The organism is Pseudophaeobacter flagellatus (genome assembly GCF_021228235.1).
Taxonomy (GTDB): Bacteria; Pseudomonadota; Alphaproteobacteria; order Rhodobacterales; family Rhodobacteraceae; genus Pseudophaeobacter; species Pseudophaeobacter flagellatus.
Genome location: NZ_JAJQRG010000015.1, coordinates 1 through 23,361 on the forward strand (window position 1 = coordinate 1; position 23,361 = coordinate 23,361).

A 23,361-nucleotide genomic window follows, 5' to 3' on the forward strand; every position below is an offset into this window, starting at 1 on the left:
AGGATATGTCCCTGTCACCAGAGTTAACCGCAGAACTGCACAGGGCAAACGCCCTGGATTTCGAAATTTATGAGGCGCTACAAAGCGGAAACCTAAGCCGTCTCCGCTAAACGTATCTGCGACGACGCATAGCAAACCCTTCTGTGATCATCTGGATTATGTTATGTTGTTACGCATAGCAGTCATTGATGCAGGCTGCTGCAACCACATCTAGGGCGTGGCTCTTTGAGCGACCGCTTTCGCCCGGACATAGCTCGATCCATGCACGTGCAGCGAATTCACACTTTCCCGCCCTTTTACAACTGGCGAGACCACTATGCCCCGCCAGCCAATTCCTCCTTCCCTAGATCAACCCGATCCGCGGCTCAAAGTTGGATATGATCAGCTCTGCCGCCTCCGTCGCGCCGCCTGCAGTAACGGTATATTTCAACCGCACCTCTTCAAACTAAAATCCGGCGAACAGCTCGCGGATCTCAGGGCGATCATTGATCGACAGGATGAACTTGCCACGGATTTCGGCCAGCTGCTCGCCCATTGCCTGTAAGGCGCTGCGCTCAAACAGACCTTTGCCATAGTCGCTTTCGCCGCCCCAATAAGGCGGATCCAGGTAGAAAAGCGTCTTGCTGCCATCATAGCGGCGGATCAAATCCGACTAGTCGAGGTTCTCAAAGATCACGCTTTCCAGCCGTTCATGGGCTGCTTCAAGAATTGGCTCCAAGCGCGACAGGCTGAACCTAGACGGGCGATCGGTGGCAACGCCAAAGACACCACCGAGCTTGCCACCAAAGTCCTAGCGCTGCAGATACAAAAACCGGGCCGCGCGTTGCAGGTCCGTCAGGGTGGCTGGGTCCGTTTTGCGCAGCTGCTCGAACTCACGACGCGAGGCAATCTGATGCCCAGCAGGTCAGGCGCCCCAAAAGATGCTCAACTGGCCGCTCGGGTCAGCCCCATCATGGCCAGCGCCGTCAGACCGTCAGCACCACCGACAGCCGTCAGGGCCGATGTCACGGCCTGCGGTGCTTCGGGCTCTATTCCCTGATGCTAGAATACCAAATTGGCCTGCGCTCAGTTCGCTCCTGCTATATTGATGGCCTAGGTTTCAAATACTTTTGGGGCTTAGTATGTCATATTCTAGGCTTTGGGGCAGGTCACTTGCACGATCGAAACAGGACTGCACTACATTATCCAATACGCCCATTTCTTTAAGTCTTTTAGAAACATTATGAGCAATACTAGGAAAAGAGTAGTGACGGATGTTGCTCTTTACTGGAAATAGATGTGCATGTCTTCGGTCCGGGCCATTTCCACCAGAAAATATGAAGTAGTCTGTTGTATTACTCATATATTCTCGCACGCTATCAAAACGGAATTTTTTGATATTTGAGGTGTGTTCTTTCCATCTGCCTTCCCAAGGAACGATAGATGGATTGACGCTATACTGAGGGACAAACGCGACGCATACTTCTGTTGGCACATAATGTGTTGATATAATAGAATTAAAACCCCCCATACTGTTGCCAATAGAGTAAATCTTTCGTTTCCCAACAAGCGGCGCTATAGCGTCTTTGACAATGTCAAAATCCAACTTATTTGCCCAAGACCTTGTCTTATCGATTATGAATATGATGTTGTCAAAAGAGCGTCCTGCCCCAAAGAACTCTGGCTTTTGAACGTTCAAATCACCCATTGCGTGGCCGATTCCAGTGAAGGACAGGAGGATAGAGTTGCTTTCGTGGTCGCTTTTATTTTGGCGCGATTTGATCTTCAAGAAATCATCTTCAAAAATAGACATCATATATAATATATCATCCTGTTGGAGGACTAGTTGAAACCGCCTACCCCCAACAGAGGACAGGCCATCATTCTATTCGCGACCATCGGCTTCCTAGCCTGTTCCGCATGGAAATTCTACTTGAAAACTCTGTTTTACAAATATCCTCGGAGGTTTGGAGCAGAGCCCCACTGGCGGCACAAGCGGTCCTTAGACTCAAGAGCCATTGATTTCCGGCACTTATTGTGATGACCGCGAAGGAATGCGGCCCGGACAAAAGCATAAGAAATCGCTGGAAACGGTGGAGCCATAGAGGCGTCTTCGCCGAGATGATGGTGGCTTAGTCCGCAGGTTATGGCTAGAAACAGACCGTGATGATCGCTCTGGTGAGCCGCTTGCCAAACACCGAATGGCTGCTAGGAGATCCTGGCTACAACGCGGAGGAATCAGTCTTCAAGAATTGGCAGGGCCAATACCTCGGCCACAGCTGCCAGCCTGCCATTGGCGCAGGTCCGCCCGCGCGCCTCGGCGATCAGAGCATCCGAGATCTGGCCTTCGGATTGCGGCACTGGCCCGGTGTATCCAGCGCAGGGCTGCAGCAGATCGGCCGGCACTTGGGGCGGCGGCATAACCGCCTCACTGGCCGATTGAGAACAGGCGCTGAGCAGTAGCGGCAAGCAAAGGTGATAAAGACGCATCGCGGCCCTCCATGTTTTGCAGATCATTTGATAGCGCCCCCCAGGCGCGGGCCTGATCGGCGGCGCGGTCCAGGTGGGCGCGGTGGATGCGGGCGGTCTCGGCGGCCTGCTGCAGGGTGGCCTGCGCTGTGGCCAGCTCCGATCGGGTAGCGGCCAGATCGGCGCGCAACCGGCTGCGGTCCTGGAAGGCATCCGCCACAGTCCAGACGCCCCCGGCCAGCACCGCAACCAGGGCAATGCCCGGTAGATTGCGCAAGATAACAGCCCGGATCATGCCGCCGCTTTCAGGGCCTGATGGCACATGGACCGTTCAGCGCCGCGTCGATTGACCAGCCCGGCCCAGACGCGCCCGCCCGCCTTGTTCCAGCGTGGCAGCTCATCGCAGGCCCCGGCGAGATCCCCGGCATTGGCTTTGCGCACCAGGGTCGATGTGCAGGCGGCCCCTGCCCCGACATTATAGGTCCAGCTGACCAGGGCGATCTTCATACCGATGGGCACCGGGTGTTTCAGGCATCGATCCAGCGCCGCCTCATAAGCGAGGATCTCGCGCGCCAGCATCGCGTCGCACGCGGCCTTGCTGTAGCGATCACCGGGCTGCACGCCCTTGGTTTCGCCATAACAGACGGTCCAGACGCCCACGACATCGCGGTAAGCCTCGGTCCGCAACCCTTTGGACTGGCCCCGCGTCAGCTGCACCAGGGCGCGCTCGATATCCCCAGACCCTTCAATGCGCAGTTTCGCAACCATATCAGCCCCCTGCTTTCTTGACCCGCCATGCGCTGATTTCCAACATGCGCCGCCGACCAATTTCTTTGATCCCGGTAATGTGCCAATCAGCACCGTCAAAACGCAGCCTATTTTCACCAGTAATCACGGCTAGAGCTTTAGACCAACGCATGACAAAGCGCGCCTCGACCTTCTGCTCAACAGCCGCCGCCCGAAGGCGCTCACCATCAGACACTGGCGCATAGTTGGCTCTAGCCTTTGCAATCTCGTCCCAACCAGTCGCAACATTTTCACCCGCTTCGTTCTCCTCATACTGGGTGCCCAAAAGAGAAACACGCCGATCGAGAGGCGGAAGTGCTTGCCGTTTCATAGCGCAAATGCCCGATAGCGACGGGTCAACCGATCTACACCGCGCTGCACCTGCTCAGGAATCCCGGTGGCGGCGTCGGCAAGCGGATGATCATAGTAGAACTTGACCAACTCCCTTGCCGCCGCCTTCAAATCCTCCGGTACCGCCTCCAGGCTTTCAAAACCTGCAGTAAATGTAAGTGTGACAGCATCAGGCCGATCAGCAACAGCGGGCCACGACACGCCGGACACCCGCACCACCTGGCGCATCCGCCCACGCCCCACCAGGGCGTAACTCTCGGCGGGAGCAACCACCTCCGCTCCCGTCGCATCCAGATAGCGGATCTCGTCAACCGACAAGATCCGCGCAAAGGGAAGCTGCAGAAACCGCTCATCAAACGCGGCACCGCGACGACACCATTGTTGCGAGACCAGGGGGAACCCCAACCCGCCAAAGCCGTCCTGATCCACATCCAAAGCAGCCGATGCAGAGGCAATCACACGGGCAATCTCCGCGTCCAGCTCTGGGTCGTCACCCTCAGGAGATATGATGCGCAACTTGTCCTTGGCATCCGCCAAAGTGATCAGGTCAGTTGCCCCGCCTGTAAGCCTCTCCAGCCACATTGCCTATGCTCCTGCTAGGTTTTGGAGTTGGTTTTTTCAACCGTGCCAGGGCCTGTGGTCGCTGCATTCTGCGGCGGCTCGTCGGCCTTGTTTTCCAGCGCGGTCAGCAGACCCGCCGCGTTGCCACTGTTTTCGGCCACGGCTTTCTGACCATCTTCAGAAGATGGTTCTTCCTGCGTCACAAGGGCCAGCACACCTTTCGCCACCAGATGCGATACCGAGGCGGCCTTTGCCGATCGCACATCGCCCGGCAGATAGGCCTTATCGCCCAGATGCGGGCGCAACACTTTATAATCCATGTGATATTACTCCAGTTGGCAGTACGAGAAGGCAGCTTGCCCGCCTCCCCGATTGGTCAGAGAGGGGGTCAGACGGCCTGACGGCCAAAATCGCCATAGATGAAAGATTCATCGCGGTAGACGGCCAACGCCAAACGCTCTTCAGCCAGGACAGTCACCTTGTTGCGGGTGAAGTCATCATTCTGGAAGCCCGTCTCGATGCGCGAGGTCCACTGATCAAAGATCTGCGCCCCCATATCAAAGGCCCCAACCAGAACCTTATCCAGCGCCATAGCCGGGGTCGCGACCACCGGCAGCCCCCAAAGCGTGGGCGACAGAGTGCCCTGCGGGTTGCCGATAATATAGCGACCCTCGCCATCTTTCAGGGTTTCGATCCAGGCCCAATCCGCCGGGTGCATCACAATGCCGGTGGCAGGGTATTCCGCCAGAACCGCCTGCAGCGCCATATACCGCACCTGGTCGATCGAGGTGCCAACCGGGAAGCCGACAGGCTGCGCAAAGGCCGTGGCCTGCGGAATGATACCATGCAGATTTTCGCCGGTGCCATCGCCAAACAAGAGCTGCTGTTCTTCTTTGAAAGACAGGCCATAAAGCAAGCGATTGTCGATAATGGAGCGAATTTGCGCCACATCGGACAGGGTCTGTTTGGACGCCCGGATCCAATGCGCGATCACCTTGGTGCGGGTCTGGATTTCTTCGATCTGGAAATCAGATTGCGGTTTCAACCCACCCTCGGCAACCACATCCGCATTATTGGCGAACCCGGTCTCGCGGTCATAATCGATGTTGGGCTGATCCGTCTGCCCAGGCATCAACAGGCCACGAACAGTCATCCGACGCTGGGGCATCGGCGCAATGCCGGGCAGGTGGTTGGAATGCACCGCCGCTCCCATGCCACCCGCACCGCCGGTGGTGGTGGTCAGATCAGCCTTGACCGTAAGCTCGGCGCTGTCACTTTTGCGCGGGTTGTCCTTGAAGCGCAGAAAATCATCGCTCTCGGTGAACTGACTGCCAATAGATTTGACTTCTGCCCCGCCGTCACCGCCGGTGCGATCAAGCTTTTGCTCCAGCTCTTCCAGGCTGCCCTTGAGACCGCCAAGCTCGGTCAGGGCCTCATCGGCCTTTTCCTTCATGGACTGGCTCAGGGTCTCCCCCGCCTTGGCTTTGCCCAAGGCATCTTCAGCAATTGCTTTCACCGCATCGAACTTTGTTTCAAACGCAGCTTTCATTTCCACTGCAAGCTCTGCAGCGGATTTGGTTTCTCCCGACATGGGGAACCTCCTATAAATTATGGATTGATTGTTGGGTCAGGAACCCATGAGAGTTGTCAGAAACACTCTCGCGTCAGTCTCCGCTGCAGCAGGATCCCCCTGCCCCTTCAGGTGGATGCGCGCGGCACGCTCCGCCTGTGAATTCGAGAGGCCAAGTCCCTTGACCGCTGTCTCGAATTCCCGCTCTGTCAGCCGGTCCCCGGCCTTGAGCTTTTCAATGAGTTCTGAAGGCACATCGCCTTTGGTCGCCACGCGCGCCGTTGGCAGCATCGGGAACGTCACCAGTGACACCTCCCAAAGATCAACCTCTTGCAGCACCCGATTGCCGCCATCGTCTTTCTGCGCATTGATCGTCCGATAGCCAATCGACAGACCATCGATCGAACCCGCCTTGATCAAGGCAATCGCCTCGCGGCCCTTTTCAACTTCGGTCAGGATCCGGCCCTTGACCCAAAGACCCCGATCATCTTCGCGCAGCTCTTCCCAAACCCCGATCGGCTGCGCCGGATCATGCTGCCACAGCATTTTCACCTTGCGATCCTGTGCCGCCAGCTTGGAAAGGCTGGCCCCATAGGCACCAGCGGCAACGATATCACCGCCCTGATCCACCTCACCAAACAGACTGGCATAGCCCTCGATGGCACCATCTGCCGCTGCGGCCTTGAGGTCAAAGACCACATCTTTTGTCTCAATCGACATCAGCTTTCTCCTGTTTCCGAAAGTGGGATATTCTGCATCTGCATCCGAACGACATCCCCGCCCGGTACTGGCGGATTGCCTTCCAGCTTGCGGATTTCGTTGATGGTCATCCCACCGATCTGGGCCATGGTCTGATAGAAGCTGGCACGGCTGGCGCTATCGCCCCGCAGCAACCCATCCATATTGATCCGCACTGCAATCCCCGCCGCCCGGTCAGCTGGCGTCAGCAGCTGTTTGTGCACCGCCTGCTCGATCCGCTTCACCCGACGGCGCAGATAGAACTTGGTGAACATCAGCACCTGCTGATCAACGCTTGTTGGCCAGGCGGTCGACGCACCGGCATGGCCGATCAAGGCAGGCGGCACCTGAAAGAACCGGCAGATCTCTTCCACAGAGAATTGGCGGGTTTCCAGCATCTGTGCGTCTTCCGGCGAGATGGTGATCTGCTCATACTCCAGGCCACCCTCCGCGATGAAGGGTTTACCCGAATTCACCGCGCCCTGATATTTTTCAATAATAGCCTCCGCTGTGATCCGCTCTTCCGCGTTCAGCCACTCCTTGAACTTGATCAACCCAGAGGGGCGCAGCCCGTTCTTGAACATGCTGGAAGCCGCCCGCTCTGCCGCCAGCGCCGAGGAAAAAGTCTGCAGCCCAAAGCGCAACGTCGACATGCCACCCAGCGGATTACCTCCAGGGCCACGGACATGGAACACATCCCGATCGAGCTTGACGAAGGGCCTGCCATTATCGCTCCACCGATATTCGATCCGGCCATTTTCGAGACGCCGCACTACCATGGCCTCCGGGTGAACCGGGTAAAGCGCCGTCACTTTTCCATCTTTGCGCACCACCGAGGCATAGGCATTCCCCCAAAGCTCCAGCGATAGATTCATGAAGTCCCAGAAATCCAACGCCGTTTGGTCAAAGTTCGGGCTTTCATAAATCACCCGGTGCAGCGGGTGGCTTGTGGCCACCTCGGCAATACCGCCCTCCGTGCGCCGGATCGCCTCGAAGGGGAGTGAGGAAAGGGTGCCGCTGATCAAGTTGGCACAGCCCCAGACCGCCGAAAGCCCCAGGCTGGACTGTGCACTGACCAGCTCTCCAGCATTGCCAGCCTCGCCACCTTGGCCACGGCCATCCGTCCATTTAACCGCACTGGCGGATTTGAGCTGCAACCCAACGGCTGACAGCGCCTTGTCGATCAGGCTCATGATGAGGCTCCAAGTGCTGCAAAAAAGCTGCCGCGTCGCTCTGCGTCGCTTGTATCTTCGGGCACCTGGCATAGTGGCCAGATGGCATTCATGGTGGCGATCATTCCATCAATGGAATCCTCAGGCACCTGTTTGGTCGGATAGATGTAGTCGCCGCCCTGCACCTGTTTTTGCAGAGTGTTGCCTGCCATCCAGGTCAGAACCTCATTGCCGTCATTGATCACCCGGTGATCTTCAACGCTGGCAATCAGCTTGTTGAAAGGCTCATTCAGGTTGGCCGCCCGCGACCGCAACTCGACTGCGGTAATGCCGGCGTTTTCCCAATTGGCCGCCATCTGCGCGGCAAAAGCTGCATCATAGACCACCATCTCAACATCAAGCGCCGGAAGATCTGACCAGCCCCAAGTATCATCGCCCAGCCCCGCAAGCTGAAGAACCAACGCCTCTACCATGTTGAGATCCAGTTCCGCCCCTGGCGTGGTGTAGATCAGGCCCTTTTTCTTCCAGCCCCAGAGATGCTCATTGCCTGGCGCATCCACGATTTTCTCCGGCAAAAAATGCCAGCTGAACAGGCGATAGAATTTGCCATCAGGGATCAGCGCCACAACGCTGGCCGGATCTTTCCGGGTGGCAAGATCCACGCCAATATAGGCTTTGTGCCCGCGATACTGCACCAACTTCATGCTGGCATCCTCGCTGGCCCGCCAGGCCTCCATATCAATTGCTGCAGCACCAACGCTGGTCCAGATATCCAGGTGCTTGCGCAGGAACTCCCCCAGCGCCGCCGGGCTGGCCTCTGCCTTCTCCCACTCATCCTGCATGTAATCCAATGACTTGGCGTCATGCAGGCTAGGGTTGGCCTTGGCCCAGGTCTTGGGGTCTCCCGGCTCATCCCCTTCATCGGCCTCAAAGATCAGGCCGAAATAGCGCTCATTCTTGCGGTCCCCGTCCAGCAGGCTCTGCAGATACTTGCGCTGCTCGAAACAGATCCCCCCGGTGTTGTAACCGGCTGTGGTGATGGCGATCAGCAACGGCTGTTCCCGCGCACCAAGAGCCGAGGCCATCGAGTCCCAGACATCGCGCTTGTCATGCTCGTGCAGCTCATCGACGATCGCACAATGCGGGTTCTTGCCGTCCTTTGATTTGGTCTGGCTGGCAATTGGCTGAAACACCGCCGCCGGATCCTGGGTTTTGATCTTATGCTCTTCGACCGTCAGCCCCAGCACCTCATCCAGGCCCATGCTGAAACTCGATTTGCTACGAGCCCAGAACCAACAAAACTCGCGAGCCTCAACACCTTTTGCCGTCTCAGAACAGAGGAGACCCCAATGAAAAAGCTAACGCCACTTTTCGCTTCTGAGCAAAACTCAGCCCGGCTCCTCGACATGCCCAGAATTCTGTTTTCCTCACTGGTTGAGGCCGGGGCTCTACCTGGGCCCTGCCGAATTATGGGTGAAGAGCGCTGGGATGTTGACGAGCTGGCAGCTGCGATGCGGGGCAAAAAGCCCGCAGGAAATGAGGATCTTGAACTATGAGGCGCCAGCGCAAACCAAACGTGGCCATGAAAAACGGCCGCCTGTATTACAGAATTAGATGGGCTGAGGGCGCAAAGCGAAGGGAGCGCTACATTCCACTTCCGCCTGACGAAGACAGCGCTGAATTCGATCGAGCTTACTGGGCCATCAGATCAGGAAGATCTCCCGCAGTCGCAAAACCCGCCGCGCATTCTTGGCAACGCCTCATCGTTTCCTACCGGGGTAGCAGCAAGTTTCAAAAGCTCGCCGATGGAACAAAGCGAAAATATCATCCGGTTCTCGATGCGCTGCTGGAAAAAAACTCGTCAAAATGCATCACCAAGACATCCAGGGCAGCGGTTAGGGCCATCCATGAAAAGATGGGCGATACCCCAAGAAAGGCAGATCTGTACGTCCAACTGATCAGGCGGCTATACAACTTTGCGAGTAATGATCTGGACTGGGACGTTAAAAATCCCGCAGAAGGTATTGAATTATATGGACCAAAACGGGAGTTTGAACCCTGGCCGGAGGATGCTCAACTCGCGTATATCGAAGCTGCCAATGATCTTGACGATGAGACGGCTCTAACCGCCTTCTTCCTCGGTACGGGAACTGGGCAAAGACCCGGCGATCTGTGCTCGATGAAATGGGAGCACTTTGACGGAGAATCGATTTCTGTAATCCAGGACAAAACGGATGTCCGCATCTGGATCTACTGTCCGCAACGCCTGCGCAAACACCTGTCTGAGATCCCCAGGCGTGGCGCCTACATTCTTGCAAAGAACCTAACTATGCCGGTTGGTTACGACGCGATTGAAAAGCGGTTTCGTAAAGTCAGAACGGCAGCAGGAGCAATATGCAATGGCCTAGTCATGCATGGCTGGAGATACACAGCTGCGGTGGAGCTGGCGGAGGCAGGTTGTTCTGATGCGGAAATTCAATCTGTGACAGGCCACAAAACTCTAGCCATGGTTCAAAAGTATCGCCAGCGTGCATCGCAGAGAAGGCTTTCAAAACAGGCCCAAAGCCGACGCGACAGAACGTGAACGAAAAGAGAATGGGGGAACTGCTGGGGGAACTTGTGAAGAGGTTCTCAAGGGCTTGCATTAACTCAGCAACGCAAGCCCTTGAAGAATATGGTACCCAAGGCCGGACTCGAACCGGCACGCTGTCACCAGCGGGGGATTTTGAATCCCCTGCGTCTACCATTCCGCCACTTGGGCAACGGTTTGTTCCTAACTAAGCCTGCCCCCGAGGTCCAGAGGAAAATGTCAGCAGAATGCAAGAAAATCGGCAGAAAATATGCGCTTGTAGCACGGTGATATTGACCTCTGCGCAGCCGCATGTAACCCCCTTACCAAAGATTAACGGGAAAGGTATCTTGGATGCTGCGCAGGCTGTATGATCGAACTATGGCCCTTGCGGATCACCCACATGCCCTGTGGTGGTTGGCGGCGGTCGCCTTTGTTGAAAGCTCGGTCTTTCCGATACCGCCGGATGTCTTGATGATTCCGATGATTCTGGCGCGGCCCTCACGGGCCTGGCTGATCGCCTCGGTGGCGCTGGTGGCCTCTGTTGCGGGGGGACTGCTGGGCTATGCAATCGGTGCGCTGTTCTATGAAACGATTGGCCAACCCATTCTGCAAGCCATGGGCAAAGGCGATGCGATGGAGGCCTTTAATACCAAATTCAATGACTTTGGCTTTTGGGCGGTCCTGGGGGCTGGGGTGACGCCGTTTCCCTATAAGGTCATTACCATCATGTCCGGCTGGACCGGCATGCCGCTTGCAACCTTTATGGCGACCTCTGTGTTGGCGCGCGCACTACGGTTCTTTGTTGTTGCGGCGCTGTTGCGGGTCTTTGGCGCCCCCATTCGCAGCTTCATCGAGCACCGTTTAGGGCTTGTGTTCTGCGTCTTTATCGTGCTCCTTTTTGGTGGATTTTTTGCCCTGAGGTATCTGTGAATGCAACGTTTTTTTCTGCTGGCCGCAACTGTAGGTTCTGCGCTTATGATGTTGGGCGCGCTGGGTTTTCAGTATATCGGAGAGATGGCGCCCTGTAAGCTGTGTTATTGGCAGCGCTACCCGCATCTGGCGGCAATTGGCATTGGCATTCTGGCACTGATCCTGCCGGTGAACGCACTGCTTTATCTAGGGGCTGCAGCGGCGCTGACCACCGCGGGCATCGGGATCTATCACACCGGGGTGGAACGCGGATTCTGGCAAGGTCCGACGACCTGTACATCGGGGCCGATTGGCGGGCTGACGCCGGAACAGTTGATGGAGCAGATCCTGGGCGCGCCGCTGGTGCGCTGTGATGATATCCCGTGGGAACTGTTGAGCCTATCGATGGCCAGCTGGAATGCAATTGCCTCTATCGGTTTGGCCTGTCTGTGGATCGCAGCCGCGCGCAGCAAGTCTTGACGGCCGCCTAGGAATCCTTCTTTGTCGCAAGCAAAAGATTGGTTTCACTGCTGACCACCCCGTCAAAGGTGCGGATCTTGGCCAGCGCAGCATCCAGCGTTTCCAAGGTTTCGGTCCCCAGTTCGACGATCAAATCCCAGCGCCCGTTGGTGGTATGAATTGCGCGCACCTCCGGCAGCCCCTGAAGCTGGCGGATAATCCTACTGGCACCGCGTCCTTCGATGCCGATCATCATCAAGCCGCGCACCGGGTCGCGCAGGACGTCTTCCTTTAGAACAACGGTAAAGCCAAGAACATCGCCGCGCAGCTGCAACCGTTCAATGCGGGCGCGCACCGTCGTGCGCGACAGATCCAGTTGCAATGCCAAGTCCGACAGGCTGGCCCGTGCATTATGCCGCAGCGCAGCGATAAGGCGTTCGTCCGTTTTATCCAATTTTCGCTCCGATATGGCAGTTACCCTTTCATAAAGGTCAAAATGATCGGTTTCAACCACCCCAATTCGGAGGCTTTAACAAGGCAAGCACTCTAGAGGAGAGATCTGCCATGAGCCAAAAGACCTGTATCTTGATTGGTGCCCCTGTGGACAGCGGCAAACGCAGACCCGGTTGCCTGATGGGACCAGATGCCTACCGCACCGCAGGCCTGGCAGAGGCGCTTTCGGGGTTGGGCCATCAGGTCAAGGACCTGGGCAACCTCGCCCCTGCGCCCTACCCGCCTGAAACGGACGAGAGCGGCATCTTTGCCCGCAACGAAACGATCGGCTGGACCCAGTCGCTGGCGGCGATCGCGCAGGAAACCATGTCGCAGGGGCTGCCGGTGTTCTTGGGGGGGGATCACTCGTTATCCCTGGGGTCTGTTGTTGGGGTTGCGGATTATGCCGCCTCCGTCAATCGGCCGCTCTTTGTGCTTTGGCTGGATGCGCATACGGATTTTCACACGCCCCAGAGCACTGACAGCGGCAATCTGCACGGCACCCCGGTTGGCTATTTCACTGGCCGCGATGGATTTGATGGCTTTCCTACCGTGGCGAACCCGGTGCCAGAGGAAAATGTCTGCATGATCGGGCTACGGTCGGTTGATACGCCGGAACGCCTGGCGCTGGAGGCCAGCGCGATCCACCGCCATGACATGCGTGATATCGATGAAAACGGCATTGCCGGACCAATGGCGCAGTTTCTTGCCAAGGTTGCGGCGGCAAATGGCTTGCTGCATGTCTCTTTGGATGTGGATTTTCTGGACCCGGCCGTTGCGCCTGCGGTTGGCACCACGGTGCCAGGTGGCGCAACAGTCCGCGAGGGCCATCTGGTCTGCGAAATGCTGCATGATTCCGGGTTGATGACCTCTTTGGATCTGGTCGAGTTGAACCCCTTTCTGGACGAACGGGGCCGCACGGCGCATCTGATGGTGGATCTTTGCGCCTCTGCCCTTGGTCGCCGTGTCTTTGACCGCCCAACCCGGAGCTTCAATTGAACAGCCTGCAAGCCCCCGGCGCGGTTGTGATGATCCGCCCGCATCACTTTTGCTCGAACCCGGAAACCAAGGGCGACAATGCATTTCAGATCTCTCTGGGGGATCCAGAAACGATCAAGCGCCAGGCCTTGCAAGAGTTTGACAGCGCGGTGGAAACCCTGCGAGAGGCCGGGGTTCGCGTGCATGTCTTTGACGACACCAGTACCAAGACCCCAGATAGTGTCTTTCCCAACAACTGGTTTTCGACCCATGCGGGCGGGCATATCGCGGTCTACCCGATGTATGCCGCCAATCGACGACTAGAGCGCCGCTGGGACGTGATTGAAGAGTTAAAGCGCCTCTACCGGGTGCAGGATGTGATCGACTATTCTGGCCTTGAGCAAGACGATCTGGCGCTTGAGGGCACCGGCGCCATGGTTCTCGATCACATGGGCCGCATTGCCTATACGGTGAAATCCAACCGCGCCGATCCCGTTTTGCTGGAACGGTTCTGCACCCATTTCAACTATGAGCCCATGGCCTTTGAGGCACGCGATGCCCAGGGGCGCGATGTCTACCACAGCAATGTGTTGATGGGGCTTGGCACCGACTTTGCGCTGATCTGCCTCTCCATGATCCCTGATAGGATCCGCCGCCACGAAATCGCCAATCGCCTGGCGGAAACGGGTCGTGAGGTCATTGATCTAACTGCGGATCAGATCGCAAACTTTGCGGGCAATGCCTTTGAACTTAAAGGAAAAACCAGGCTTCTTGCTCTGTCCAGCCGCGCCGTGGATGCGCTGCGTCCTGAGCAGATCAACATCATAGAGCGGTCAGCCCAGCTGCTGCCGCTTTCCATTCCCACTCTCGAAACCGCCGGGGGATCGGTTCGCTGCATGTTGGCCGGCGTCCACCTCAGCCCCCGTGAAAGGACCACATCATGACCACACCTTCGCATAAAGCACTTGTTCCCTTTGTCAGCGTCGACAACATGATGCGCCTGGTGCACAGCATCGGCCTCGAAACCATGTTGAAAGATCTGGCAGACTATGTCGAAGCCGATTTCAAACGCTGGGAGCTGTTTGACAAAACGCCTCGCGTGGCCAGCCATTCCGATGTGGGCGTGATCGAGTTGATGCCGACCTCGGATGGCGAGGCCTATGGCTTCAAATACGTCAACGGCCACCCCAAAAACACCAGCGAAGGCCTGCAAACGGTCACCGCCTTTGGTCTGTTGGCAGATGTCTACACCGGCTATCCCGTGCTGCTGACCGAGATGACCATGCTGACCGCACTTCGCACGGCTGCCACATCCGCTATGGTAGCTAAGCACTTGGCACCAAAGGGTGCAGATACCATGGCTATGATCGGCAATGGCGCCCAATCCGAATTCCAGACCCTGGCGATGAAGGCGATCTGCGGGCTGAAATCGGTGCGTCTGTTTGACAAGGATCCAGCGGCAACGGCAAAATGTGCCCGAAATCTTGCAGCGGCTGGTCTTGAGGTCGTGCAATGCGGCACGCCAGAAGAGGCCATCGAGGGCGCGCAGATCCTGACCACCTGCACCGCCGACAAACAGAATGCCACCATCCTGACAGACAACATGGTTGGCGCTGGGGTGCACATCAATGCGATCGGCGGCGATTGCCCCGGCAAGACCGAACTGGCCGCTGGGATCCTGCATCGATCGGATGTTTTTGTCGAATTCCCCCCCCAGACCCGCATCGAAGGTGAAATCCAGCAGATGCCCGAAGATTTTCCCGTTACGGAGTTGTGGCAGGTCATCACCGGCCAGAAACAGGGCCGCCGGGACAACAAGCAGATCACCCTGTTTGACAGTGTCGGCTTTGCCATCGAGGATTTCAGCGCCCTGCGTTATATCCGCGACCATATCAAGGGAACCGATTTCTTCCTTGATCTGGACATGTTGGCCGACCCGGATGACCCACGCGATCTGTTTGGCATGTTGCAACGCTCAAAAGGGTAACGCCGCTTGGCAGGCCTGCACCGTCTTGGGCAGGCCTGAAACTGGGAAACTAGTTATGAAACAGCAGCTTCAGGCGTCAAGCTCGGTATCCCAATAGAGAAAATCCATCCAACTGTCGTGCAGATGGTTGGGTGGGAATTTCCGGCCAGTGTTGCGCAGCTCTTCCGCACCGGGCCGTCTGGGTGGTTTGCGCAGGGACATGCCCAGATAGTGCAGCGATTTGGAGCCCTTCTTCAGATTACAGGGCGAACAGGCCGCCACGACATTTTCCCAGCTGGTGATCCCGCCTGCGGCCCGTGGCACCACGTGGTCAAAGGTCAGATCCCCGCGCGCGCCGCAGTATTGGCAGCAAAACTCATCTCTCAGAAATAAATTAAAGCGCGTGAAGGCCACACGCTTTTGAGGTTTGACATAGTCTTTCAGCACCACAACAGAAGGAATTCTGATCACCGTACTGGGACTGTGCACAACCTCGTTATATTCGGCCAGAATATCCACCCGGTCCAGCCAGGCGGCCTTGACGGCTTCCTGCCAGCTCCAGAGAGAGAGCGGGTAATAGGACAATGGCCGGTAATCGGCATTCAACACCAAGGCCGGATGCTGGCGCAAGGCACTGGGGTTCCTTACAAAATCAGTTCTGAAATCGCCATCCATGATGCTACGTCTTCCTCGCCCTGTCTGCCATTCTGGCACCAGAGCGGGGAACCCGCCCCGGCATATATATAACTATATATCGTGGTCTGCATCTGACAAGCCCTGGCTGACCACAAGATTTCGCCCGTCGGTGCCCTGACGTCTATCTGTGCCACGTGACGGAACCGTGACACAGCCCACTGGCAGGTGCAGGGACAAGCCTAGGGGCGCGGGCTTGCCAGAGCCGCCGCCACTGCCTATTGCAGCGCCATGACCCGTCTTATTCGCTTCAATAAACCCTTTGATGTCTTGCCGCAGTTCACCGATGCTGGCAGCACAGACAGCCCACGCACCACCTTGAGCGCCTTTATTGATTGCCCCGGTGTCTATGCCGCCGGGCGGTTAGATCGCGACAGCGAAGGCTTGATGCTGTTGACCGATAGCGGCCCGCTGCAGGCCTGGATCAGCGACCCACAGCACAAGATGCCCAAGACCTATTGGGTGCAGGTCGAAGGTGAGATAGGCGATGCCGCGCTTGCCGCCCTGGCGCAGGGGGTGGCGCTGAAAGATGGCGTGACCCGCCCGGCCAAGGCGCAGCGGATGGCAGAGCCTGCCCAGCTATGGGCCCGCACACCGCCGATCCGAGAGCGTAAATCAATCCCCACCAGCTGGCTATCGTTGACCCTGCAAGAGGGGAAAAACCGTCAGGTGCGACGGATGACAGCGGCGGTTGGATTCCCCACGCTGCGGCTCATCCGCTATAGTATCGGTGCCTGGAGCCTGGATGGATTGGCGCAGGCAGAGTGGCAAGATCTGGAAGTCCCCAAGATCCCGCCCCGTGCCAAGCCTTCGCAATTGCCCAAGCGCCGGGCCAAAGGCAACACAGAAAAAAGCAGCAAAACACCAGGTGCGCAGCGGCATCCGGACAAAGCCCCCCGCAAGAGAGCCGCCAGACCTGTGCACAAACGCAAACCCTAGCAGGCGGCGTACGGTGCAGGATACCCGCTGCAGGAAACCCAGTACCGCCCGGCACCTTGTCTCCTGCAGGGGGGCTTTAAAGACCCAGCTTGTCGCGCATAAAGGCGAGCGCGACGCTCAATCCATCGGGGGCAATGCCATGCGCTGTGCCCTTCATGATATGGGCAAAGACATCTTTGAAACCCGCCTCATCCAGGGCTTGTGCCGCCTCGGGCAGCGATTGCGGCGGCACCACATCATCGGCATCCCCATGCACCAGCATGACAGGCATCCGACTGATGACCTCATCCTTCAATGTTTCTGGGTTAAGCAGACGCCCCGAAAAGGCAACGATGCCCGCGACCGCGTCTTCGCGGCGAGGGGCCACATGCAGGCTCATCATTGTACCCTGCGAGAAACCAAACAGCACCACCTGCTCTGGCAGCACGTCTTCATCCACCATCAGCGCATCGAGAAAGGCATTGAGATCCTCGACAGAGGCATTCATGCCGCGCATGGCCTCCTCTTCGGAAGAGCCGTCAATCCAGGGGATCGGGAACCACTGATACCCCATTGGCGCGCCGGGGCAGTTCTCCGGCGCATCCGGTGCCACAAACAATGTATCGGGCAGATGTTCGCCCAAGGGATCTGCCAGCCCCAGCAGATCGGCGCCATTGGCGCCGTAGCCGTGCAAAAACACCACAATCGACCGGGTCACCCCGGAGAGCGGCTCTTTGCGCTCAGCTTTCAGTACACGAGTCATCGGATCCCTTCCCTGTCCTTTGCCACATGGTAATAGGCCCACAAGATGCGCGCCGCAACCGACCGCCAGGGAGACCAGGCTTCGGCCAGAAGTTTTAGCTGCCGCTCTTTGGGGCGTTCGGGCAGATCAAACAGAATCCTTGCAGATTCCTGCAGGGCCAGATCGCCAGGCGCAAAGACATCCGCCCGTCCCAGGGAAAACATGGCGTAGATCTCGGCGGTCCAGACCCCGATGCCCGTCACTCGGGTCAGGGTCGTGACAACCTGATCTGTCGGCAAATCGCGCAACGCGTGATAGTCAATCGCTTCCTCGGCCAAAGCTTTGGCATAGCGTATTTTTTGGCGGCTGAGCCCCGCGCAGCGCAGCGCATCTTCCAGGGTCAAGAGGATCGCGGCCTCGGTGGTCAGATGGGCGTCAACAAGCCGTTGCCAAATGGCCTTTGCCGAGGCAACGCTGACCTGTTGGCTGATAATGGCGCTGAGCAGTTCGCCAAAGCCATCGGGCCTGCGCCGCAGCGGCAACGCTCCGCAACTGGCCAGTGCCCGCGCAAAGCGCGGATCGTGATCTGCAAGCCAGGCGGCCCCCTCGGCCACACAGGTATCACCGCAAATGATCCGGCCCGCAGCGGGTGCGCAGTCAACAACAATGGATGTCACGTCGATACCCCTCTCTGGTGGTACAACCACGACATTGTACCAATGCACAGCTTGCCGCTTGTTCCGCCCAATTATGAAGGCTAGGCATTTCACATGACAATGAACATCACCACCCCCACAAGCGACCAGATCGCCAAGAAAAACGTTGCCATCCTGGTACTGGCCCAGGCTATCCTCGGTTCTCAAATGCCGATGATCTTTATTATTGGCGGGCTGGCTGGCCAATCTCTGGCCTCGAACCCCTGTTTCGCCACCCTGCCGATTTCACTCATTGTGGCCGGGTCGATGATGGCAGCAACCCCGATTTCAGCCATTATGCAGCGCTGGGGTCGGCGTGCCGGATTTTTCACTGGGGCCGCCTTTGGCGCCTTGGGGGGCGTGATCGGGGCCTACGGGCTTTATCTTGGGTCATTCCCGGTGTTCCTTCTGGGCAGCCTGCTGACCGGCGTCTACATGAGCGCGCATGGGTTCTACCGCTTTGCTGCTGCGGACACCGCCTCAGAGGCCTTTCGCCCAAAGGCGATTTCCTATGTCATGGCCGGCGGTTTGCTCTCAGCGATTATTGGGCCGCAAATTGTAAAAGCCACCAGCCAAGTCTTTGTTATTCCATTCCTTGGTACCTATATGGCGGTAATCGCAGTGAATGTGATCGGCTCTGGCCTGTTCTTGTTCCTGGACATTCCGAAACCTCCTGCACCGCGCGCCGATGTGCCAAGAGGGCGCAGTCGACTGGAACTGTTGAAAACCCCAACTATTGCTGTCGCTGTGATCTGCGCCATGGTCTCTTATGCGCTGATGAACCTGGTGATGACCTCGACGCCGCTGGCGGTGGTTGGCTGCGGCTTCACCGAGAATACCGCAGCGGATGTGGTCACCTCGCATGTATTGGCGATGTATGTGCCGTCGTTCTTCACTGGCCACCTGATTGCGCGATTTGGCGTTCACAAGGTTGTTGCTGCAGGTCTGCTGACCCTGACAGCTGCGGGGGTTGTTGCCTTGCAAGGAGTTGACTTAGAAAACTTCTTTGTTGCACTCGTGCTTTTGGGTCTGGGATGGAACTTTGGCTTTATCGGCGCCACAACCATGTTGGCTGGTGCCCATGACGCATCAGAGCGCGGCCGCATGCAGGGGCTGAATGACCTTTTGGTCTTTGGCGGTGTCACCATGGCTTCGCTGGCCTCGGGCGGCTTGATGAATTGCTCGGGGGGCAATCCGGTTGAGGGCTGGAATGCCGTCAATATGGCAATGGTGCCCTTCCTGGTGCTGGCGGGTGGCGCTTTGCTCTGGTTGGCGCTGCGTCCCAAATCAGTCGAGTGTTAGGATGTGTCACCCTAAGAAAAAGGCGCCCAATGTGGCGCCTTTTTTTAAATTATATCAGCTCCCTACAGGGGAATGATGATCTACCAGCGCTGCCGACTGCTGCGCCAGATCAGGCCTGCACGACGGCGAAATTCGCTTTGTCCCAGGCTGCCCTCGGCCACCCGTTCCGGCGACTTCAGGGCCTGCCGCAAAAGCGCCTGCGCCTGCCAACCTGACAAGAGCGCGCTGCCGGCCTCGCGAGAGATTTTTTTGCGATCCCGTTGCGCCTGTTCAATCTGATCCAAGGCTTTTTGCGCCAGGTGGCGCAGCCCATCAGGGGTGCCATCCAGCAGCGGAATGCGCTTGTGCTGCACCAGTTCAGGGATGGCGCGCAGCCAGTTGGACACGCCAACACCATAGGCAAATTTGCGCACCGTTGCCTCATCCGCCGGGCCAAGAGACGCCGCAGCCATCCACATCAACCCGCCCGTGGTTGCATAGATATAGCGATCAAATTCGCCCTCATCCTCAAAGGGTTCGCGGTAGATATCCCAGCGGCGAGCCTCGGCCATCTCCTCGATATGCCGGGCAAGATCACCCGGCAGCAGCCGCCCCAGCGGGGTTGCAACAAAGTGCCGCCGCACCGGCCCGCCCTGGGCAATTTCGCTGCCGATATCGCGCCACCACTGCACCCGCATTTCCGCAATCATGCTTTCCTGGCTGGCCCAGGGGGCACGCGCCAGTTCTATGTTGAAAGCATAGAGCGCAAAAAGCACCGGCCGCGCCGCAACCGGAGCCGCCATGGTCGCCAGAAAGCGATCAGGATCCCCCTGTTGCACCAGCTCGGCGCAACGGGTGACATCATCATCAAAGGCTGCTTTATCGCTCACCTGAAAATCCTTCAATTGCGACCATGCTGCCCGGCGCGCCGCCCAAACGGGGCCAAGGTCAGCTGTCGGCCTATGCAGTATCGCCGGTATCGCGGATCAGTTTCCAGCGCATCGCATCGAGCAGCGCGTCAAATGAGGCGTCAATTATATTGGCGCTGACGCCCACAGTGGACCAGCGCCGTCCCTTGCCATCTTCGCTGTCGATGATAACGCGGGTGACGGCCTCTGTGCCGCCCTGGGTGATGCGCACTTTGAAATCCACCAGCCGCATGTCATTGATAATGCTGGAATAGCGCCCAAGGTCCTTGGCCAACGCCTTGGCCAAGGCGTTCACCGGGCCGCGATCATTGCCAGTTTCATCCATAGATTCGCTGACCGAGAGACGCTTTTCGCCATCCACCTTGATCACCACAACCGCCTCAGAGAGGCTGATCATGCGGTTGTACTTGTTCTTACGCCGCTCCACCGTGACTTTGTAGCGCTTTACCTCAAAGAAATCTGGCGCTTGCCCAAGTTCTGCCCGTGCCAGCATTTCAAAAGAGGCCTGCGCCGTATCATAAGAATAGCCCTCGGCCTCGCGCTCTTTGATCCGTTCCAGAATGCGGGCCAGGGCCGGATCGCCCTTTTCGACCTGCAACCCGGCATCCTGCAGGCGTTTGCGCAGGTTTGACTGGCCGGCCTGGTTGGACATCGGAATAATGCGGGCATTGCCGACCAGCGCGGGTTCGATATGTTCATAGGTACTGGGATCCTTCAGGATCGCACTGGCATGCAGCCCGGCCTTATGCGCAAAGGCAGAGGCCCCGACATAGGGCGACTGCTTGGTGGGCACCCGGTTCAGAATATCGTCCAGCATCCGGCTTAGCTTGGTCAGGCCTGCCAGCGCATCACGGCTGACACCTATGTCCAACTGACTGGCATAGGGCTCTTTCAACAGCAGAGTTGGGATCAAGCTGGTCAGGTTTGCATTGCCGCAGCGCTCTCCCAGCCCATTGAGAGTGCCCTGCACCTGCCGCGCGCCAGCCTCCACCGCGGCCAGCGAACAGGCCACCGCATTTTCGGTGTCGTTATGGGTGTGGATCCCCAGCCGATCCCCCGGAATGCCAGCGGCGATCACCTCGGCGACGATGCGGTGCACCTCGCTGGGCATGGCGCCGCCGTTGGTATCACACAGCACCACCCAGCGAGCCCCCGCCTCTAGCGCGGCGCGGCAGGCTGACAGGGCATAGGTCGGGTTCGCCTTGTAACCATCAAAGAAGTGTTCCGCATCATACAGCGCTTCCCGGCCCTGGGCCACAATATGCGCAACCGAGGCCCGGATATTTTCCAGGTTTTCATCTAGGGTAATGCCAAGCGCCGCCGTCACATGATAATCATGCGCCTTGCCCACCAGACAGACGGCCGGGGTGTCGGCATTCATCACCGCCGCCAACACATCATCATTTTCGGCCGAACGCCCTGCCCGCTTGGTCATGCCAAAGGCGGTCATGGTGGCGCGGGTTTTTGGGGCCTCGTCAAAAAAGGCGCTATCCGTGGGGTTGGCCCCGGGCCAGCCGCCTTCGATGTAATCAATCCCAAGGTCATCAAGCGCCTGGGTGATTTGCTTTTTTTCAGCGGTTGAGAACTGCACACCCTGGGTTTGCTGACCGTCCCGCAGGGTGGTGTCGTAGAGGTAAAGCCGGGGGTTTGTCATTGCAGCGCCTCCAGCTTGGCAGGGTCAAACCCAGCCCCCGGCACCAGTTCGACGCCCGCCTTGCTCATACGGACCTCTACCCCGGCTGCGACAAGGGCGGTTTTTAGCCGGTCTACCTCAGCAAAATTATTGGTGTCCATGGCAGCCTGACGCGCCGCAACCAGCTGCGCCTCAAAGCGTGACAGGTCAACTGCTGGCTGGTTGGCCCAGCCGCCCAGATCATCCGTGAGAAGCCCCAGCAGATGTGCCGAGGCCAGCAGCCCCGCCGCATCGCCAGCCGCTGCCAGTTTGTGCATTTCAGCAATTGCCCCGGCGGTGTTGATATCATCAGCCAGTGCGTCAACGACTGCGGCAGCAGCGCTGGCGGCGGGTTCGATGCCCGCTGTCAGCGCCCGCCACTTACGCAGGGTTGTTTCTGCTTCCTTTGCTTTCTTCTCGGTCCAGTCCATAGGCTTGCGATAATGGGTCGACAAAAACACAAAGCGGATCACCTCCCCCGGAATGCCCTGCTCTAACAGGTCATGCACGGTGAAGAAGTTGCCCAAGCTCTTGGACATCTTCTTGCCCTCGACCTGCAACATCTCGTTATGCAGCCAATAGCGCGCAAAGCTGTCATCGCCATTGACGCAGCAGCTTTGTGCGATTTCATTCTCATGGTGCGGAAACATCAGGTCATTGCCGCCGCCGTGAATGTCAAAGCTGGGCCCCAGCAGATCCTGTGCCATGGCAGAGCATTCAATATGCCAGCCGGGCCGCCCGCGTCCCCAGGGGCTGTCCCAGCCGGGCAACTCCTCCGTTGATGGCTTCCACAGGACAAAATCCATCGGGTTTTTCTTATAGGGGGCGACTTCGACCCGCGCGCCAGCGATCATATCATCAACCGATCGGCCCGACAGTGCGCCATAGTGCTCTTTCCAGCTGTCTACGGCAAAGAGCACATGGCCTTCGGCCGCATAGGCATGATCTTTGGCAATCAGATCCTCGATCATGGCAACCATCTGTGGGATGAACTGCGTCGCACGGGGCATATGATCAGGCTCTAACGCGCCCAAACTGCCCATATCAGCCAGATACCAGCCAATGGTTTCTTCGGTCCGTTGCTGCACCAGATCTTCTAGGCTGCCGGGGGCGCCTGCCTCTTTGCGGGCTAGGGCGGTGGCGTTGATCTTGTCATCGACATCGGTGAAATTGCGCACATAGGTCACATGCGCCGCGCCGTAGACCTGGCGCAACATCCGATAGAGCACATCAAACACCACCACCGGGCGGGCATTGCCCAGATGCGCCCGGTCGTAGACGGTGGGGCCACAGAGATACAGCCGCACATTGGTGTCATCAATCGGGGTGAATTCCGATTTTTTGCGGGTCTTGGTGTTGTGCAGATTGATCGTCGTCATGACAGCTCCTTGGCGGGTGCGGATATGCAGGCACGCAATGCGGGCTTAGC

General features: G+C 57.9%; 27 protein-coding genes, 1 tRNA gene and 1 pseudogene. 9 read left to right on the top strand and 20 right to left on the bottom strand.

Annotated features, from left to right (window positions below; genetic code table 11):
• Nucleotides 1-445 precede the first annotated feature (445 nt).
• The 12 genes and pseudogenes from LRK71_RS20620 to LRK71_RS19410 all read right to left on the bottom strand — a co-directional run bounded on the left by LRK71_RS20620 (nucleotide 446) and on the right by LRK71_RS19410 (nucleotide 8,888).
• Nucleotides 446-646, bottom strand: a complete 201-nt coding sequence (locus tag LRK71_RS20620) for a DNA adenine methylase (RefSeq protein WP_408636024.1) — start codon at nucleotides 644-646, stop codon at nucleotides 446-448.
• A 453-nt stretch (nucleotides 647-1,099) separates the two neighbouring features.
• Nucleotides 1,100-1,792 (bottom strand): hypothetical protein, encoded by a 693-nt coding sequence (locus LRK71_RS19360; RefSeq protein WP_232405607.1) that lies wholly within the window; start codon nucleotides 1,790-1,792, stop codon nucleotides 1,100-1,102.
• 425 nt (nucleotides 1,793-2,217) lie between these two features.
• Complete coding sequence (locus LRK71_RS19365) at nucleotides 2,218-2,400, bottom strand: hypothetical protein (RefSeq protein ID WP_232405608.1); 183 nt, start codon at nucleotides 2,398-2,400, stop codon at nucleotides 2,218-2,220.
• A gap of 7 nt (nucleotides 2,401-2,407) precedes the next feature.
• Nucleotides 2,408-2,743, bottom strand: coding sequence for a hypothetical protein (locus tag LRK71_RS19370; RefSeq protein WP_232405609.1), 336 nt, complete (start codon nucleotides 2,741-2,743; stop codon nucleotides 2,408-2,410).
• Nucleotides 2,740-3,216 carry a lysozyme gene (locus LRK71_RS19375; RefSeq protein WP_232405610.1) on the bottom strand — a complete coding sequence of 159 codons (477 nt, stop codon included), beginning with the start codon at nucleotides 3,214-3,216 and terminating at the stop codon, nucleotides 2,740-2,742. Before LRK71_RS19375 ends, LRK71_RS19370 begins: the two co-directional genes overlap by 4 nt.
• A gap of 1 nt (nucleotide 3,217) precedes the next feature.
• Nucleotides 3,218-3,565 (bottom strand): head-tail adaptor protein, encoded by a 348-nt coding sequence (locus tag LRK71_RS19380; RefSeq protein WP_232405611.1) that lies wholly within the window; start codon nucleotides 3,563-3,565, stop codon nucleotides 3,218-3,220.
• Nucleotides 3,562-4,167 (bottom strand): head-tail connector protein, encoded by a 606-nt coding sequence (locus LRK71_RS19385; protein ID WP_232405612.1) that lies wholly within the window; start codon nucleotides 4,165-4,167, stop codon nucleotides 3,562-3,564. The genes LRK71_RS19380 and LRK71_RS19385 overlap by 4 nt, the downstream gene beginning before the upstream one ends.
• 14 nt (nucleotides 4,168-4,181) lie before the next feature.
• Entirely contained in the window at nucleotides 4,182-4,466 is a 285-nt protein-coding gene (locus tag LRK71_RS19390) for a hypothetical protein (protein ID WP_232405613.1), read from the bottom strand.
• A 68-nt stretch (nucleotides 4,467-4,534) separates the two neighbouring features.
• The gene (locus LRK71_RS19395) at nucleotides 4,535-5,737 is read right to left on the bottom strand and encodes a phage major capsid protein (protein WP_232405614.1); all 1,203 of its coding nucleotides are present in this window, start codon (nucleotides 5,735-5,737) and stop codon (nucleotides 4,535-4,537) included.
• Nucleotides 5,738-5,959: 222 nt separating this feature from the next.
• Nucleotides 5,960-6,436 (bottom strand): annotated as a pseudogene (locus tag LRK71_RS19400) (HK97 family phage prohead protease); the annotation flags it as partial.
• A complete protein-coding gene (locus LRK71_RS19405; protein ID WP_232405615.1) occupies nucleotides 6,436-7,647 on the bottom strand; it encodes a phage portal protein in 1,212 nt (403 codons plus the stop codon). The pseudogene LRK71_RS19400 and the gene LRK71_RS19405, both read right to left, overlap by 1 nt.
• A complete protein-coding gene (locus LRK71_RS19410; RefSeq protein WP_232405616.1) occupies nucleotides 7,644-8,888 on the bottom strand; it encodes a terminase TerL endonuclease subunit in 1,245 nt (414 codons plus the stop codon). Before LRK71_RS19410 ends, LRK71_RS19405 begins: the two co-directional genes overlap by 4 nt.
• An 87-nt stretch (nucleotides 8,889-8,975) precedes the next feature.
• Between LRK71_RS19410 and LRK71_RS19415 the strand changes: the two genes are divergently transcribed.
• Together LRK71_RS19415 and LRK71_RS19420 are read left to right on the top strand one after the other, a co-directional pair.
• A complete protein-coding gene (locus tag LRK71_RS19415; RefSeq protein ID WP_232405617.1) occupies nucleotides 8,976-9,182 on the top strand; it encodes a hypothetical protein in 207 nt (68 codons plus the stop codon).
• Nucleotides 9,179-10,210, top strand: coding sequence for a tyrosine-type recombinase/integrase (locus LRK71_RS19420; RefSeq protein WP_232405618.1), 1,032 nt, complete (start codon nucleotides 9,179-9,181; stop codon nucleotides 10,208-10,210). Before LRK71_RS19415 ends, LRK71_RS19420 begins: the two co-directional genes overlap by 4 nt.
• 91 nt (nucleotides 10,211-10,301) lie before the next feature.
• Here LRK71_RS19420 and LRK71_RS19425 read toward each other — a convergent pair.
• Nucleotides 10,302-10,387: transfer RNA gene (locus LRK71_RS19425), tRNA-Leu, on the bottom strand.
• A 162-nt stretch (nucleotides 10,388-10,549) separates the two neighbouring features.
• Between LRK71_RS19425 and LRK71_RS19430 the strand changes: the two genes are divergently transcribed.
• Together LRK71_RS19430 and LRK71_RS19435 are read left to right on the top strand one after the other, a co-directional pair.
• Nucleotides 10,550-11,128, top strand: coding sequence for a YqaA family protein (locus LRK71_RS19430; protein ID WP_232405619.1), 579 nt, complete (start codon nucleotides 10,550-10,552; stop codon nucleotides 11,126-11,128).
• Nucleotides 11,129-11,587 (top strand): disulfide bond formation protein B, encoded by a 459-nt coding sequence (locus tag LRK71_RS19435; RefSeq protein ID WP_232405620.1) that lies wholly within the window; start codon nucleotides 11,129-11,131, stop codon nucleotides 11,585-11,587.
• Nucleotides 11,588-11,594: 7 nt separating this feature from the next.
• Here LRK71_RS19435 and LRK71_RS19440 read toward each other — a convergent pair whose 3' ends face one another.
• Nucleotides 11,595-12,020 carry an Lrp/AsnC family transcriptional regulator gene (locus LRK71_RS19440; protein ID WP_122073687.1) on the bottom strand — a complete coding sequence of 142 codons (426 nt, stop codon included), beginning with the start codon at nucleotides 12,018-12,020 and terminating at the stop codon, nucleotides 11,595-11,597.
• A gap of 110 nt (nucleotides 12,021-12,130) precedes the next feature.
• Between LRK71_RS19440 and rocF the strand changes: the two genes are divergently transcribed.
• Genes rocF through ocd form a run of 3 tightly spaced genes read left to right on the top strand, consistent with a single transcriptional unit; the run spans nucleotide 12,131 to nucleotide 15,023 of the window.
• Complete coding sequence (gene rocF / locus LRK71_RS19445; protein ID WP_232405621.1) at nucleotides 12,131-13,057, top strand: arginase; 927 nt, start codon at nucleotides 12,131-12,133, stop codon at nucleotides 13,055-13,057.
• The gene (ctlX, locus tag LRK71_RS19450; protein ID WP_232405622.1) at nucleotides 13,054-13,980 is read left to right on the top strand and encodes a citrulline utilization hydrolase CtlX; all 927 of its coding nucleotides are present in this window, start codon (nucleotides 13,054-13,056) and stop codon (nucleotides 13,978-13,980) included. Before rocF ends, ctlX begins: the two co-directional genes overlap by 4 nt.
• Nucleotides 13,977-15,023 carry an ornithine cyclodeaminase gene (gene ocd, locus LRK71_RS19455; RefSeq protein WP_232405623.1) on the top strand — a complete coding sequence of 349 codons (1,047 nt, stop codon included), beginning with the start codon at nucleotides 13,977-13,979 and terminating at the stop codon, nucleotides 15,021-15,023. The genes ctlX and ocd overlap by 4 nt, the downstream gene beginning before the upstream one ends.
• A 69-nt stretch (nucleotides 15,024-15,092) precedes the next feature.
• Here the strand turns inward: ocd and LRK71_RS19460 are convergent, their stop codons facing one another.
• A complete protein-coding gene (locus LRK71_RS19460) occupies nucleotides 15,093-15,677 on the bottom strand; it encodes an HNH endonuclease (protein WP_232405624.1) in 585 nt (194 codons plus the stop codon).
• A 249-nt stretch (nucleotides 15,678-15,926) separates the two neighbouring features.
• Between LRK71_RS19460 and LRK71_RS19465 the strand changes: the two genes are divergently transcribed.
• On the top strand, nucleotides 15,927-16,634 hold the full coding sequence (locus LRK71_RS19465) for a pseudouridine synthase (RefSeq protein WP_232405625.1): 708 nt from the start codon (nucleotides 15,927-15,929) through the stop codon (nucleotides 16,632-16,634).
• Nucleotides 16,635-16,710: 76 nt separating this feature from the next.
• On the opposite strand, the gene LRK71_RS19470 is transcribed toward LRK71_RS19465, so the two are convergent.
• Nucleotides 16,711-17,376: an alpha/beta hydrolase gene (locus tag LRK71_RS19470; RefSeq protein ID WP_232405626.1), complete on the bottom strand. Its 666-nt coding sequence runs from the start codon at nucleotides 17,374-17,376 to the stop codon at nucleotides 16,711-16,713.
• On the bottom strand, nucleotides 17,373-18,032 hold the full coding sequence (locus tag LRK71_RS19475) for a DNA-3-methyladenine glycosylase family protein (RefSeq protein WP_232405627.1): 660 nt from the start codon (nucleotides 18,030-18,032) through the stop codon (nucleotides 17,373-17,375). Before LRK71_RS19475 ends, LRK71_RS19470 begins: the two co-directional genes overlap by 4 nt.
• 93 nt (nucleotides 18,033-18,125) lie before the next feature.
• Here LRK71_RS19475 and LRK71_RS19480 point away from each other — a divergent pair, with 93 nt between their 5' ends.
• Nucleotides 18,126-19,352, top strand: a complete 1,227-nt coding sequence (locus LRK71_RS19480; RefSeq protein WP_232405628.1) for an MFS transporter — start codon at nucleotides 18,126-18,128, stop codon at nucleotides 19,350-19,352.
• Between the two features lie 80 nt (nucleotides 19,353-19,432).
• Here the strand turns inward: LRK71_RS19480 and LRK71_RS19485 are convergent, their stop codons facing one another.
• The 3 genes from LRK71_RS19485 to cysS form a co-directional block, all read right to left on the bottom strand.
• Complete coding sequence (locus LRK71_RS19485) at nucleotides 19,433-20,221, bottom strand: squalene/phytoene synthase family protein (RefSeq protein ID WP_232405629.1); 789 nt, start codon at nucleotides 20,219-20,221, stop codon at nucleotides 19,433-19,435.
• A 70-nt stretch (nucleotides 20,222-20,291) separates the two neighbouring features.
• On the bottom strand, nucleotides 20,292-21,914 hold the full coding sequence (gene cimA / locus LRK71_RS19490; RefSeq protein ID WP_232405630.1) for a citramalate synthase: 1,623 nt from the start codon (nucleotides 21,912-21,914) through the stop codon (nucleotides 20,292-20,294).
• A complete protein-coding gene (gene cysS / locus LRK71_RS19495) occupies nucleotides 21,911-23,311 on the bottom strand; it encodes a cysteine--tRNA ligase (RefSeq protein WP_232405631.1) in 1,401 nt (466 codons plus the stop codon). The genes cimA and cysS overlap by 4 nt, the downstream gene beginning before the upstream one ends.
• Nucleotides 23,312-23,361: the final 50 nt, after the last annotated feature.

Bases quoted from the DNA above. Each gene is read 5' to 3' on its own strand.
- LRK71_RS19360 (WP_232405607.1), bottom strand. From the start codon at position 1,792: ATGTCTATTTTTGAAGATGATTTCTTGAAGATCAAATCGCGCCAAAAT.
- LRK71_RS19365 (WP_232405608.1), bottom strand. From the start codon at position 2,400: ATGCCGCCGCCCCAAGTGCCGGCCGATCTGCTGCAGCCCTGCGCTGGA.
- LRK71_RS19370 (WP_232405609.1), bottom strand. From the start codon at position 2,743: ATGATCCGGGCTGTTATCTTGCGCAATCTACCGGGCATTGCCCTGGTT.
- LRK71_RS19375 (WP_232405610.1), bottom strand. From the start codon at position 3,216: ATGGTTGCGAAACTGCGCATTGAAGGGTCTGGGGATATCGAGCGCGCC.
- LRK71_RS19380 (WP_232405611.1), bottom strand. From the start codon at position 3,565: ATGAAACGGCAAGCACTTCCGCCTCTCGATCGGCGTGTTTCTCTTTTG.
- LRK71_RS19385 (WP_232405612.1), bottom strand. From the start codon at position 4,167: ATGTGGCTGGAGAGGCTTACAGGCGGGGCAACTGACCTGATCACTTTG.
- LRK71_RS19390 (WP_232405613.1), bottom strand. From the start codon at position 4,466: ATGGATTATAAAGTGTTGCGCCCGCATCTGGGCGATAAGGCCTATCTG.
- LRK71_RS19395 (WP_232405614.1), bottom strand. From the start codon at position 5,737: ATGTCGGGAGAAACCAAATCCGCTGCAGAGCTTGCAGTGGAAATGAAA.
- LRK71_RS19405 (WP_232405615.1), bottom strand. From the start codon at position 7,647: ATGAGCCTGATCGACAAGGCGCTGTCAGCCGTTGGGTTGCAGCTCAAA.
- LRK71_RS19410 (WP_232405616.1), bottom strand. From the start codon at position 8,888: ATGGGCCTGGATGAGGTGCTGGGGCTGACGGTCGAAGAGCATAAGATC.
- LRK71_RS19415 (WP_232405617.1), top strand. From the start codon at position 8,976: ATGAAAAAGCTAACGCCACTTTTCGCTTCTGAGCAAAACTCAGCCCGG.
- LRK71_RS19420 (WP_232405618.1), top strand. From the start codon at position 9,179: ATGAGGCGCCAGCGCAAACCAAACGTGGCCATGAAAAACGGCCGCCTG.
- LRK71_RS19430 (WP_232405619.1), top strand. From the start codon at position 10,550: ATGCTGCGCAGGCTGTATGATCGAACTATGGCCCTTGCGGATCACCCA.
- LRK71_RS19435 (WP_232405620.1), top strand. From the start codon at position 11,129: ATGCAACGTTTTTTTCTGCTGGCCGCAACTGTAGGTTCTGCGCTTATG.
- rocF (WP_232405621.1), top strand. From the start codon at position 12,131: ATGAGCCAAAAGACCTGTATCTTGATTGGTGCCCCTGTGGACAGCGGC.
- ocd (WP_232405623.1), top strand. From the start codon at position 13,977: ATGACCACACCTTCGCATAAAGCACTTGTTCCCTTTGTCAGCGTCGAC.
- LRK71_RS19460 (WP_232405624.1), bottom strand. From the start codon at position 15,677: ATGGATGGCGATTTCAGAACTGATTTTGTAAGGAACCCCAGTGCCTTG.
- LRK71_RS19465 (WP_232405625.1), top strand. From the start codon at position 15,927: ATGACCCGTCTTATTCGCTTCAATAAACCCTTTGATGTCTTGCCGCAG.
- LRK71_RS19470 (WP_232405626.1), bottom strand. From the start codon at position 17,376: ATGACTCGTGTACTGAAAGCTGAGCGCAAAGAGCCGCTCTCCGGGGTG.
- LRK71_RS19480 (WP_232405628.1), top strand. From the start codon at position 18,126: ATGACAATGAACATCACCACCCCCACAAGCGACCAGATCGCCAAGAAA.
- cimA (WP_232405630.1), bottom strand. From the start codon at position 21,914: ATGACAAACCCCCGGCTTTACCTCTACGACACCACCCTGCGGGACGGT.
- cysS (WP_232405631.1), bottom strand. From the start codon at position 23,311: ATGACGACGATCAATCTGCACAACACCAAGACCCGCAAAAAATCGGAA.